The sequence below is a fragment of the Rhizobium herbae genome (assembly GCF_019511375.1).
Lineage (GTDB): Bacteria > Pseudomonadota > Alphaproteobacteria > Rhizobiales > Rhizobiaceae > Pararhizobium > Pararhizobium herbae_A.
On record NZ_JAEUAO010000003.1, the window covers coordinates 373,543 to 385,988 of the forward strand.

General features: G+C 59.6%; 15 protein-coding genes. 10 read left to right on the forward strand and 5 right to left on the reverse strand.

Features of this window, described 5'->3' with window-relative positions:
* Positions 1 to 217: 217 nt before the first annotated feature.
* The 4 genes from JNB71_RS14765 to JNB71_RS14780 are packed head-to-tail and all read right to left on the reverse strand — an operon-like array spanning position 218 to position 3,455.
* A complete protein-coding gene (locus JNB71_RS14765) occupies positions 218 to 946 on the reverse strand; it encodes a transporter substrate-binding domain-containing protein (RefSeq protein ID WP_220372561.1) in 729 nt (242 codons plus the stop codon).
* A gap of 35 nt (positions 947 to 981) precedes the next feature.
* A complete protein-coding gene (gene hpaI, locus JNB71_RS14770) occupies positions 982 to 1,749 on the reverse strand; it encodes a 4-hydroxy-2-oxoheptanedioate aldolase (protein ID WP_220372562.1) in 768 nt (255 codons plus the stop codon).
* 8 nt (positions 1,750 to 1,757) lie between these two features.
* On the reverse strand, positions 1,758 to 2,540 hold the full coding sequence (hpaH, locus tag JNB71_RS14775) for a 2-oxo-hept-4-ene-1,7-dioate hydratase (RefSeq protein WP_220372563.1): 783 nt from the start codon (positions 2,538 to 2,540) through the stop codon (positions 1,758 to 1,760).
* A 21-nt stretch (positions 2,541 to 2,561) separates the two neighbouring features.
* Positions 2,562 to 3,455, reverse strand: coding sequence for a dioxygenase (locus JNB71_RS14780; protein ID WP_220372564.1), 894 nt, complete (start codon positions 3,453 to 3,455; stop codon positions 2,562 to 2,564).
* Positions 3,456 to 3,743: 288 nt separating this feature from the next.
* Between JNB71_RS14780 and JNB71_RS14785 the strand changes: the two genes are divergently transcribed.
* The 10 genes from JNB71_RS14785 (at position 3,744) to JNB71_RS14830 (ending at position 11,214) form a co-directional block, all read left to right on the forward strand.
* Positions 3,744 to 4,481, forward strand: coding sequence for a GntR family transcriptional regulator (locus tag JNB71_RS14785; RefSeq protein ID WP_220372565.1), 738 nt, complete (start codon positions 3,744 to 3,746; stop codon positions 4,479 to 4,481).
* Entirely contained in the window at positions 4,482 to 5,312 is an 831-nt protein-coding gene (locus JNB71_RS14790; protein ID WP_220372566.1) for a sugar phosphate isomerase/epimerase family protein, read from the forward strand.
* A gap of 75 nt (positions 5,313 to 5,387) precedes the next feature.
* Positions 5,388 to 6,056 carry an amino acid ABC transporter permease gene (locus tag JNB71_RS14795; protein ID WP_220372567.1) on the forward strand — a complete coding sequence of 223 codons (669 nt, stop codon included), beginning with the start codon at positions 5,388 to 5,390 and terminating at the stop codon, positions 6,054 to 6,056.
* A gap of 11 nt (positions 6,057 to 6,067) precedes the next feature.
* Entirely contained in the window at positions 6,068 to 6,718 is a 651-nt protein-coding gene (locus JNB71_RS14800; RefSeq protein WP_220372568.1) for an amino acid ABC transporter permease, read from the forward strand.
* Positions 6,719 to 6,770: 52 nt separating this feature from the next.
* Complete coding sequence (locus JNB71_RS14805) at positions 6,771 to 7,613, forward strand: transporter substrate-binding domain-containing protein (RefSeq protein WP_220372569.1); 843 nt, start codon at positions 6,771 to 6,773, stop codon at positions 7,611 to 7,613.
* Between the two features lie 64 nt (positions 7,614 to 7,677).
* Positions 7,678 to 8,400 carry an amino acid ABC transporter ATP-binding protein gene (locus JNB71_RS14810; RefSeq protein WP_220372939.1) on the forward strand — a complete coding sequence of 241 codons (723 nt, stop codon included), beginning with the start codon at positions 7,678 to 7,680 and terminating at the stop codon, positions 8,398 to 8,400.
* Between the two features lie 12 nt (positions 8,401 to 8,412).
* Positions 8,413 to 9,288 (forward strand): shikimate dehydrogenase, encoded by an 876-nt coding sequence (locus JNB71_RS14815; protein WP_220372570.1) that lies wholly within the window; start codon positions 8,413 to 8,415, stop codon positions 9,286 to 9,288.
* A 25-nt stretch (positions 9,289 to 9,313) separates the two neighbouring features.
* A complete protein-coding gene (locus tag JNB71_RS14820) occupies positions 9,314 to 9,682 on the forward strand; it encodes a 5-carboxymethyl-2-hydroxymuconate Delta-isomerase (RefSeq protein WP_220372571.1) in 369 nt (122 codons plus the stop codon).
* Between the two features lie 27 nt (positions 9,683 to 9,709).
* Positions 9,710 to 10,159 carry a type II 3-dehydroquinate dehydratase gene (gene aroQ / locus JNB71_RS14825; protein ID WP_220372572.1) on the forward strand — a complete coding sequence of 150 codons (450 nt, stop codon included), beginning with the start codon at positions 9,710 to 9,712 and terminating at the stop codon, positions 10,157 to 10,159.
* A gap of 17 nt (positions 10,160 to 10,176) precedes the next feature.
* Complete coding sequence (locus JNB71_RS14830; protein WP_220372573.1) at positions 10,177 to 11,214, forward strand: Gfo/Idh/MocA family protein; 1,038 nt, start codon at positions 10,177 to 10,179, stop codon at positions 11,212 to 11,214.
* 276 nt (positions 11,215 to 11,490) lie between these two features.
* Here JNB71_RS14830 and JNB71_RS14835 read toward each other — a convergent pair whose 3' ends face one another.
* Complete coding sequence (locus JNB71_RS14835; RefSeq protein WP_220372574.1) at positions 11,491 to 12,393, reverse strand: LysR family transcriptional regulator; 903 nt, start codon at positions 12,391 to 12,393, stop codon at positions 11,491 to 11,493.
* Positions 12,394 to 12,446 lie beyond the last annotated feature (53 nt).

Consider the following 12,446-nt stretch of genomic DNA (forward strand, 5'->3'; position numbering starts at 1 on the left):
CGTTATTTCGCGAGCTTGAAAGCAAGCAGGCAGTGAAAACCTGCATCCCAATTATTTCGGAGGATGCAAGTTCACGGTAGCGCACCCCATGGCGGCAATATAATCGCACCGCCGCCAAATCACTTGGAATCATTCATCAAGTGTCTCTCGCTGAAAATTGCCAGCGATCATTCCGGCATCAGAGGAATTCTTGCAACAGAGCCGCTTCTACACGGGCTCAATTCCGCAAGGCGACACCATTGCGTTGCGCATCGCGAACGACGTTTTCGGAGAATCCTTTTTGAAGGGCCTCCTCGACGAATTCGTGCACCAGGAGACCCGCAGCTGGATGGGAGCGGCTGACAGCGATCGTTTGCCTGATAATCAGGAACGGGTCCGCTAAGACGCGGAAACCTTTGCGCTCGCCCGCAAAGCGCTCAAGTGCTTGCCGCACACCCGCTGCGGCGTGGTGTCGGCCTTCTACAAGCTGTTCAAGGGCTTCCCCCGGCGTAGACGAATGAACGATTTTCGCATGCGCGAGATGTCGGGACAAATAGAGGTCATAAGCAGCGTTTCGGGTGACGCAAATTTCCACGCCCTCCACGTCGACGTCCCGAATCGTGCGATACGGGGTCCCGTCTCGAACAACAAGCGTACCCTCGATCAGCGCATAGGCGGGCGAAAACAGCAGCCTGTCTTCGCGCGCCGGGTCGGCGGCCAGGAAGGCGATATCCCATTCGTCCCGATCGACCCGGTCAAGGATACTGGCTGCCGATGGATAGGCGACGAATTCGACTCTGCATCCGAGGCGCTCTGCAAAGTCTCTGGCAAGTTGCGGGCTGACGCCTCCGAAGGCTCCCGTCTTCGGATCGAGCTGCACCAAAGCGATATTGGCAAGGTTTACAGCCGCCCGCAGATAACCTTTCGGCATCAGCGCGCTGAGCGAAGAGGCGATATCGTCGGCCATGTTTCGATCTCCTGCGGGACAGCGCGATCTTGAGGTCACTGTTGCCTGAATTTCGTGACAAGCGCCTCAGTCCCGCGTGCGAGAAGGCCGGCATCGATCCCGACCGCGGTAAAGGTGGTGCCAAGTTCGATGCAGCGGGCAGCAAAGGCGGTGTCAGGCGTTAGGATGCCTGCAGGTTTGCCGAGAGCTGCAAGACGGGTGATCGCATCCTCGACGGCGGCCACGACTTCGGGATGGCCGGGCTCCCCCGGATGCCCAAGACTAGCGGCAAGATCGGCGGGACCGATGAAGACACCATCGACGCCATCAACCTGTGCGATTGCCTCCAACGCCTCCAGTGCCGCACGGGTTTCCAACTGCACCAGCAGGCACAGCTCCTCCTCTGCCCGCTTGGCATAGCCTGCGACACGCCCAAAACGCGTGGCCCGGGTCAGCCCCGACACGCCGCGGATCCCGGCAGGCGGGTAGCGCATGGCGGAGACCGCTGCCTCGGCTTCCTGCCGGTTCTGGACATAGGGAATGAGTAGAGTCTGCGCACCGATGTCTAGGTATCGCTTGATCAGCACCGTATCGTTGCTGGCCGGCCGCACGACAGGCGAAACGTCGTAGGCCGCAACGGCCTGCAACTGCGGCAGCACCGTCAGGACATCGCCCGGCGAATGCTCGGTGTCGAACAGCAGCCAATCGAATCCCGAGGGCGCGACGATTTCGGCGGCATAGCTGCCGGGCAGGCTACACCAAAGCCCGATTTGCTGCCTTTTCTCGGTCAGGGCACGCTTGAAGCGGTTTTCCGGAAGATTCATGACATCACCTAAAGGAATGAAACGCTGAGCGCGCCGATCGGACCGTAATCCGCCTGGATGACATCGCCGGCGACGATATCGACGGGCCGCGTGAAAGAGCCCGCCAGCACGATCTGCCCCTTCTCCAGTTTGCCGCCAACCGCATGGAGCTTGTTGACGAGCCAGGCGACACCTGCTGCGGGATGTCCCATGACGGCAGCCGAAACGCCGGATTCCTCAATGATCCCGTTTTTCGAAAGTGTCGCACCAATCCATCGGATATCGACATCCATCGGCCGGATCACACGCCCGCCGACGACAATGGCGCCGAAGGCTGCATTGTCGGCAATGGTATCGGTGATCGCACGGGGAACTTCGGTCCTGTAGTCGATGATTTCGAGTGCCGGCACAATGAATTCGGTGGCGCGCATGACGTCGTAGATTCGGGTGCTCGGACCTTCGAGGTCCTCGCCCATGATGAAGGCAAGTTCCACTTCAAGGCGCGGCTTGATGAAGAGATCAGCCCTGATCTGGGCACCGTCGTTGAAGAGAGCATCATCGAGGATGCGCCCGTAATCCGGCTCGGTCATTTTCGATGCCATCTGCATGGCCCGCGATGTCAGGCCGATCTTGTGGCCCGCGACGCGCGCACCTTTGGCAATCCTGCCTTCCGCCCAAAGATCCTGAATGCGATAGGCGTCCTCGATCTCAATCTGCGGGTATGTCTTGCTGAGCTGCGGGATCGGTACCCGGTTTTGCTCGGCGGTCAGTAACGCCTGTGCCGCAACGCGGCGCTCCTCATCCGTCAACATGGGTGTCGTTCTCCCGTTTGCTTATTTGATTGGCGCGCGCGGCAGCACCGCCTCGCCCGGCTCCATCACATAGGTGTATTCCAGGGAAAACCAGGGAACGTTCACATGCGGGCCGTGCGGATGCGGTTCGTCGTGCCGCACGAAATCACCTGTTAACGCCGACGTAACGCCGAACTGCACGTCGGAATCGATATTCGGATCGCTGGGGTCGAAGACCTGTGAAATCAGGGTCTTGTACCCTTGTTTGAAGATCAGCGCGTGCAGATGCGCCGGACGATAAGGATGACGCCCCTGCGCCTTCAGAAGCCGGCCGACAACACCGTCTACCGGAACCGGATATCCGATCATCTTCACAGTGCTGAACCAGAACCGACCGTCCGCATCCGTCGTGAATTTGCCCCGCAAGTTCATCTCGGCCTGATCGGGATCCTGGTTCTCGTAGAGACCGACGGGCGACGCATGCCAGACATCCACTTCGGCGCCGGCAATGGGTCTGCCTTGCGCATCCACCACTCGCGCGTGAATGAACAGCGGCGAACCCGGCGTATCCGACCGAATGATGGTACCGCCATTTTCAACGCGCGGTGAGTTGAGGCGCCAGAAGGGGCCAAGCAGCGACTGGGACGTTTCCGTTTGCCCCCGGTCGCCGTTGTTGAGCAGGCAGACCAGCGTCGAAACGCCCAGCGAACCCGCCATCAGGACGAACTCGTTGTGGCTGTCCGTCTGCAGTTGGCCGATTTCGTTGAGGATTGCCGTGGCGTCGCGAAATTCCGGCTCCGTCAAGCGAACCTCCCGGACGAAGGCATGCAGATGCTTCACAAGCGACACCATGATCTCCCGAAGACGATCGTCGCTGGTCTGCTCCATGACCTTCAAAACCGCGGTCGTCACATCCTGTTGGGTCCGTATCACCATGTGGCTCCTCCCTGCGCTCGCAGACGTTGTCTTAAATCATCGATTATTTGTCAAGCGGGAAGCTGCTGCACCCTCAGCGATTCTTGCATAAACTGCCGACAGCGGCGCCAGATCACTCATCATATTGTTGATTTTACTAGCTAAGATATTATGGAAGTTTTTCCTTGGTGGCAATCAAGAGAATTCTTCGCCAAATCGTTTGACAGAAATAATCGTTTATTATATCAATCGTCGATAATGAAGCCCGCCATTGGAAACCGTGGCGGAACCCATCTGGGAGGATGTCCATTGCGATCAGTGCCTGGAAGCCTGATTTCGGAAAGCGGTGCGGAGGCGGTAACGCCCCCTTCGTTTTTGGATGACGGCAAGAACACGATCGCCAGCCAGCTTGTTTCGCAGTTGCGCGAAGCGATCATTTCAGGCCAGCTTGAAGCGGGCAGCAAGATCAATCTCGATCGGGCGAAGCAGAGCTTTAACGTCAGCCTCAGTCCTTTGCGCGAGGCATTGGCGCGTCTGATTTCGGACGGGCTCGTCGAGTTCGAAGACAATCGCGGCTACCGCGTATCGCCCGTATCGCTGTCCAACCTTGAAGAGATCACCAGCCTGCGAGAGGAATTCGAAACTTACGCGCTGCGCGAATCCATGCGCGTCGGCGATGTCGAATGGGAAGGCAATATCATGCGTGCGCTGCATCGCCTGAACCGCACGGAACGGGATGCCTCCAGACCCGAAACGCTCGAGCAGTGGGAGGCGGTCCACCGCGAGTTCCATCTCACATTGATTTCGGGCTGCCGGAAGCCGTTGCTTCTCAGTTTCTGCAAGACCATGCTGAACCTGAACGACCGCTATCGGCGCACGTTTCTCACCCGAACGTCCGGCGACCGCAATGTCAGCGTCGAACACAGCGAAATCGCCCAGGGAACCGTGGCGCGGGATATGGACTATGCCTGCGACAGGCTGCGCGAACACATTCATCGCACCGGGACAAATCTCCGAAAGCATCTCGCTGAAAAGGGGATCGCCTGAATGGAGACCCGGGAGGAAACCACACCAGCCAAGGCTTCCGCATTGCCGTTGGGGGTCGCGCATTTTTCAGCGATCGATGTCGAGCCGGCAAAGTTCGTGTCGCTCGCAGCCGCAGCCGGCTTTTCGTCGGTTGGCCTGCGCCTTCATCCGGCCTTTCCCGGCGCTCCCTATTATGAGCTGCCGGCGGGAAGCGACGTGGCTCGTGATGTCAAGGCCCTCCTGGATGGTGAAGGGATCTCGCTCTATGACATCGAATTCGTCGTTATCGGGCCGGACTTTGATGCCGCCGCTCTGACGTCAATGCTTGCAGGCGCCAGCGCGCTCGGTGCGCGCCGTCTCAGCGTTTGCGGCGACGACCCGGAGCGGGGACGCCTCGTCGCCAATTTCGCAGCACTCTGCGACCTCGCGGCCACTTTCGGCATGGGCGTCGATCTTGAGAACATGGGCTGGCGCACCGTCGCCAGCTTTCACGACAGCCTGTCGATCGTGCAGGATTCGAACCGGGATAATGCCGGCGCGCTGGTCGATGCGCTGCATTTCTTCCGCAATGGCGGCCAAGTCGAGGATGTCTCTGCTGCCCCTCAAGGCAAGATCAGGAGCATTCAGCTCTGCGACGCCCGCGGACCTGCGCCGATAACGGCGGATCAAAAGGTCAGCGAGGCCAGGACGGGGCGTTTTGCGCCGGGGCTAGGTGACCTTCCCGTTGCGAGCCTCATTCGGGTGTTGCCGGTAGGTGCTGCCGTTTCGGTGGAGGTGCCGATCGATTCCAGCCGGGCGCCGGAGGAGCATTTACGTCACCTTTATAATGCCGCCCGAGCGTTGACCGGCTAACCAGAAGCACCGCGCAAAACGGATCCACATACGCAGACAGGCGGAGGAGCCCGTCGACGGGAGGGAGATATTGTCATGAATTATGTGCTGGATTTCAGCGTCGTCTTCGAAAAGATGCCCGACCTGCTAATGGCGGCCCTGGCGACGATCGGGCTTGCGTTGGCAGGCATGTCGCTGGCGCTGGTGATCGGCGTGATTGGCGTCGCGGCCCGAACATCGACTATCCGTCCCTTGCGCGCGGCCGTCATCGCCTTCGTCGAAGTGGTCCGCAACACCCCTTTCCTGGTGCAGATCTTCTTCATTTTCTTCGCCTTGCCGATGATGGGCATTCGCCTCAACCCCACTGCCACGGCGATCATTGCGCTCGCCATCAATGGCGGCGCCTATGCGATCGAAATCATTCGGGGAGGTGTCGACAGCATCCACAAAGGTCAGGTCGAAGCCGGCCTGGCACTCGGTCTGCACAAGGCACAGGTCTTTCGCCTGATCGTCCTGAAGCCGGCGCTTCGGGCGATCTATCCCTCGTTGACCAGCCAGTTCATCATGCTGACGCTCACCACATCGGTCTGCACCTCCATCGCGGCTTACGAGCTGACCTCCGTTGCCCAGATCATCGAGTCCGACACGTTCCGCAGCTTCGAGGTCTATTTCACGATCACGCTGATGTACCTCGCCATCTCCTGGATGATGATGGGGCTGTTTGCGCTGATCTCGCGGCATTTCTTCAGCTATCCGGTGCGGTGAGGAGCAGGACAATGGGTGTTATCGGCCAAAGCGAAATGCTTTTCCTGCTGCAGGGTCTGAAGTGGACATTGCTTCTGTCCGCGATCGGCTTCATCGGCGGCGGCGTTTTCGGACTCGTCATCGCGCTTGCCCGAACGTCGGGACGATCCGCGCTCCGCAAGACGGCGGCCGGCTATATCTCCGTCTTCCAGGGAACGCCCCTGCTGATGCAGCTTTTCGTCGTCTATTACGGGATCGGGCTTCTCGGCGTCAGCATCGAGGCATGGGCGGCTGTGGCCATCGCCTTTACGCTGCATGCCAGCGCCTTTCTCGGGGAGATCTGGCGCGGCGGCATCCAGGCAATCCCGAAAGGCCAGACGGAGGCGGCCAATGCGCTGGGCCTCCACTATGTGTCGCGGATGAAGGACGTGGTCCTGCCGCAGGCGTTCAAGATCTCGCTGCCAGCAACCGTCGGATTCCTCGTCCAGCTCATCAAGGGCACTTCGCTTGCCGCGATCGTCGGCTTCATCGAACTCGCCCGCGCCGGACAGATCGTCTCGAACCAGACCTACAGGCCGTTGCTGATCTTCGGCATCGTCGGCGCGATCTACTTCATCATTTGCTGGCCCCTTTCTCTCTACGGGGCCCGGCTCGAAAATCGGATGGCAAAGGCCGCCCGGTAAGTTGGCAATCCAACAAACACTCAAGCTCTAATCAACCAAGGAGGAGAAGGTAATGATCAGCAGCTTCAAGACGGGCCTGAAGCGCCGTGGAATTCTGTTCGCAGCCGCAGCGCTGATGATGGCCCCGTGGCTATCGCCGATGTCTGCCCAAGCGGCGACGGTGGATGAGGTCAAAGCCAAGGGCAAAGTCGTCGTCGGCATTCAGGGCGACAACGCTCCCTGGGGCTTTGTCAATTCCAGCGGCGTTCAGGACGGCTTCGACGCCGATATCGCCAAGCTTTTCGCCAAGGAGCTGGGCGTAGAGGTCGAATTTGCACCGCTCGCGGTCGCCAATCGCATTCCGGCGCTCGTTACCGGCAAGGTCGATGTCCTGTTTGCCACGATGGCGATGACGGAGGAACGAGCGAAGTCCATCCAATATAGCAAGCCATATGCTGGCAACACAATTTCGCTTTACGGACCGAAGGACAAGAAGATGGCCGAAATCGCCGATCTCGCGGGCCTGGAGATCGGCGTTCCAAAGTCAAGCTCGCAGGATAAGGCGGTGACCGCCGCTGTCGGCGATACAGCGACCGTCCGGCGTTTCGACGATGATGCCGCTTCCATCCAGGCGCTGCTTTCCGGCCAGGTGCAGGCGGTCGGCGGCAACCAGTTCTACCTCGACCGTCTGGAAGCAGCCAGTGCCGGCACATATGAACGCAAGATCGATTTCCTCACGACATTCAACGGCGTCGGAACACGACTGGGCGAGAAGGACTGGAATGAAACCGTCAATGCCTTCCTCGACAAGATCCTGGCGAACGGAGAGCACGCCAAGGTCTATGCGAAGTGGATGAAGGTGGAGGTTCCGAAGTTCCCCGAGTCCCTCCCGAACATCCCCTTCACCATCAACTGATACATGTTCTGCGCAGGAGATCGCCGTGCTGCACGCTGCTGACACTCAAAGCCCGCTTCTTTCTATGGAAGCCGTGGATAAATGGTACGGCGCATTCCATGCGTTGAAGAACATCAACCTTACGGTTCGCAAAGGCGAGAAGATTGTCCTTTGCGGACCGTCCGGATCCGGCAAGTCCACGCTCATCCGTTGCATCAATGCGCTCGAGAAAATCGAGAAAGGCACGATCATGGTCGAGGGGACAAAGTTGGATGACAGCGGCAAGTCGATCGATGCCGTCCGGCGCGAAGTCGGCATGGTGTTCCAGAGCTTCAACCTTTTTCCGCACATGACGATCCTGGAAAACTGCACGCTTGCGCCGATGCGCGTCCGCGGCACCAGCAAGGCGGATGCCGAGAAAATCGCCCGCAAATATCTTGAGCGCGTCCGCATTCTCGACCAGGCTGAAAAATACCCCGCCCAGCTTTCCGGCGGACAGCAGCAGCGCGTTGCCATTGCGCGTGCGCTATGCATGGAGCCGAAAGCCATGCTGTTCGACGAGCCGACCAGCGCACTTGACCCGGAAATGGTCAAGGAAGTCCTCGACACGATGATCGGGCTGGCCAGAGACGGCATGACGATGATCTGCGTGACCCATGAAATGGGCTTTGCCCGGCAGGTGGCCGACCGCGTGATCTTCATGGCTTCCGGCGAGATCATCGAAGAGGCACCGCCGGAAACCTTTTTCCGCAATCCAACGCATCCGCGCACCCAGGCTTTCCTCGGCGAAATCCTGGCCCATCACTAAGGCGACCCGCATATGACTGTTTCAAGCGAAACAATGAAGCGCGCCGTGTTGGTGGGACTGATCGGCGCGGATATCCAGATGTCGAAATCGCCTGCCCTTCACGAGCGCGAAGGCGCACTACAGGGTCTCGACTATCGCTATGAACTCCTTGATCTTGCGGAGCGCGGCCTTCCGCCCACCGCCCTGCCCGATCTCCTTGCGGAAGAGGAAGCGCGCGGCTTTGCCGGCAGCAACATCACCCACCCCTGCAAGCAGACTGTGATTGAGTACCTCACGGATCTCTCCGACGACGCCCGCATGCTGGGCGCGGTCAACACCGTTGTGTTCAAGGACGGAAGACGAACCGGTCACAACACCGACTGGTACGGATTCTACGAAAACTTTCGGCGCGGACTTCCTGATGTTTCGCGGCGTCGGGCTGTCCTTTTGGGCGCGGGCGGCGCCGGCGTTGCTGTTGCCCATGCTGCGATGAAACTCGGCATCGAACGTCTCGCGATTTTCGATCAGGATGGTACACGCGCCAGCAAGCTGGCGGAGGCTCTGAACAGCCGGTTTTCCGCCGAACGGGCTTTTGCGATCACCGATGTGGGCGAAGCGATGCGGAGCGCCGACGGCCTCATCCATGCGACGCCGACTGGAATGAAGAACCATGCCGGGCTGCCGATCGAGGAGTGTTGGCTGGAACCCCATCATTGGGTCGCCGACATCGTCTATATGCCGCTGGTGACCGAGCTTCTGGCGCTGGCAACCCGTCTCGGCTGCCGTACCTTGCCGGGTGGGGGGATGACGGTGTTCCAGGCGGCTGCGGCATTCAAGCTCTTCAGCGGTATCGAACCCGACGCCGAACGCATGAGCAGCCATTTCACCGAACTGTGCAAAGCCTCCTGATCCAGGCTGGCGAAGGAGGAACAGGATGCCGCACATCGTGATCGAATACAGCGCGGGAGCCGGAAGTCGCATCGACATGCCGGCGCTGGTGCAGGCCGTTCATCGCAGCGTGCGTGACAGCGGCGCAGTCAAGCCAAATGCCGTGCGCACCTTTGGGCGCGAGGCCACGCATTCGCTGGTCGCCGACGAGCATCCCGCCAACCAGTTCGTGCAGATCATCCTGCGCATCGCGCCCGGACGCTCGGCGGCCGAAAAGCGGGCGATATTGCAGATGGTCTATGACGCAGCCGAAGGCGTCGCGCGTCCGGCACTCGATGAGGGGCGCTGCGCCCTGCGTGCCGATCTTATCCAGTCGGATCCCGATTTTGCGATCCACGAGACCACGCTGCCGTGACCATTCCGGCATAAGGAAGGAAGAAGAATGAGCCTGATCTACGTTCTCAATGGCCCGAACCTCAATCTGCTTGGCAAGCGCCAGCCACACATCTACGGCCACGAGACGCTCGCCGATGTCGAGGCCGATTGCCGCCGGCTCGCCTCTGAACTCGGTCACGACATCCGCTTTCACCAGAGCAATCGTGAATACGAGATCATCGACTGGATCCACGAAGCGCGCGAGGACGCGGCCGGCATTGTCATCAATCCAGCCGCCTTCACCCACACCTCCGTCGCCATTCTCGACGCGCTGAATACCTTCGAGCAGCCGGTGATCGAGGTGCATATTTCCAACGTTCACAAGCGAGAAGCCTTCCGCCATCATTCCTTCGTCTCGCATCGCGCCGATGGCGTTATCGCGGGTCTTGGAACCGAGGGCTATCAGCTGGCGATCCGCCGGGTGGCAAGCCTGATCACGTCCGCCGAGAAGAAGTGATGGGGAAGCGGCTCGGCATGGATCGGAAAGTGAAGCTTGCGGTGCTCGGCGCCGGCCTGATCGGCAAGCGACATATCCAGCACGTGCTTGCCGAGCCGCAGGCGGAACTTCTGGCTGTCGTCGATCCGATGCCGCTCGGGCAGAAGATCGCGCAGGAATCCGGCGCAAAATGGTTTGCGAACTTTGCAGCCATGATCGAGACAGATCGTCCCGACGGCATCATCGTCGCGACGCCGAACCAGGTGCATGTCGCCAACGGTCTCGAAGCCGTTGCCGCCGGGGTGCCGGTGCTGATCGAAAAGCCGATCGCCCACGATATCGCGGCAGGTGAACAGTTGATCGGCGCGGCGGAAGCCGCCGGCGTTCCGCTTCTGGTCGGCCACCATCGCCGCCACAATCCGATGATCCAGAAGGCGAAAGAGATCATCGGCAGCGGTGAGCTTGGCCGCATCCTCGTGGCCAATGCGATGTTTTGGCTGTTCAAGCCGGACGACTATTTCGACATCGCCTGGCGGCGCCAAGCCGGAGCCGGCCCTGTATTCCTCAACCTGATCCACGACATCGACAACCTGCGCTACCTTTTCGGGGACATCGTCGCCGTACAGGCACGTGAATCCGGTGCTGTCCGCGGCAATGTCGTCGAGGAAACCTCGGTGATCCTGATGGAGTTCGCGAGCGGTCTTCTTGCCACTGCCTCCGTTTCGGATGCCGTCGTCGCACCCTGGAGCTGGGAGATGACGACGGGCGAAAATCCCGCCTATCCGAAGACGGAAGAGGCATGCTACCAGATTGGGGGGACACACGGATCCCTAACGATCCCGTCGCTTGAGGTGTGGAAAAACGGCATAAAACGGAGCTGGTGGGAGCCATTCGAAAGGCGCCGCATCGCCGTTCAGGACGAAGACCCGCTGGCGCTGCAAATCCGGCAGTTCTGCAAGGTGATCCGCGGTGAAGAACCCCCGCTGGTGAGCGGGCGCGAAGGGCTGAACACACTGAAAGTCATTATGGCTATCAAGCAATCGGCGGAGAGGGGCGAACGCATTGTCCTGGGATAGAAACAAGCAAGAGGGACGCCCCGCTCGCATCTATCTGCATTATCCGCTCAGTTAGCGGGAGAGGTTGCGAGAGCGCTGCGTCGCATGGCGGAAGAGGCTCTGACGACGGTTTGCGAAAACCATCTTGTTGGATGGTTTCGGCCTCAATCCTCATTAGGAATGATCCCAAACAGGTGGCGCTTCATGTCGAACGGTGTCTTCGAGGCCTTCCGGTCGCGGAAAGAAGCATTTGGCAGAAAACTACTCGGGCGACCATCCCGGCAGCTCATTAGTTGCTCAGTTTCCTTCGGCCCACGTCCCAATCAACATTGTCATGAAGCGCTCGGCCGCGGGCGAAAGCGTCCCGCCGCGACGGCGCACAATGCCGATCGTTCGTGAGATTTCAGGATTGCGAATAGGTCTCGTGACGAGGAACGGATGCTCTTCCTGTGGTGTAGCGAGTTTCGGCAGAACCGAAATGCCAAGGCCGGCTTCCACCAAACCAAGCGACGTCGAGAGATGTGTGACTTCGTAGGACCAGCGCAGTTTCAGGTTTGATTTTGCCAAAGCTGCATCAAGAAGCGTACGGTTGCCGCTGGACCGGTGAACTGTGATCAGTCTGTAGGGCGCCAGGTCGTCCCATTCAAGCTCGCTCTTCGCCGCCAGCGGATGATCCTTTCGTGCTGCCAGCACGAATGGATCTTCGATGAGCCGGTCGAAGACAAGGTCGGGATCCGAAAAGCCCATGATATTGATACCGAACTCGACCTCCCCGCGGGCGACTGCCTGGAGACCGTCGGTGGCCGGCAGATCGAGAATGCGAAAACGAATATTGGGATACTCGGCGCTGAATTGCTTGATGACGGTCGGTAAAAAATAGAAAGCAGCCGTTGGCAGACATGCGATCGTCACAAGGCCACTACGCTGGGACCCGACATCGCGCACGGCGAAGAGCGACGTGTCGAACTCCTCAAGCATTCGTCGTACCAGTGGGATCAGTTCCGCGCCAAGGGCGGTAGTCGAGACATGACGCGTGGTGCGCTCGAGCAAAGGCGCCCCGATTGCCAGCTCCAGCTTCTGAATTCGACGGCTGAGTGCCGGCTGGGACAGATTGAGCGCTTCGGCAGAGCGGTGGAAGTTTTCCAATTCGACGACCGATAGAAACGCGCGCAGATCCAATATCTCGCAATTAATGCTCATAGCGCATCATTCCCTCTGATATTCGCATTTCACATATCAATGGTTTTGCCGCT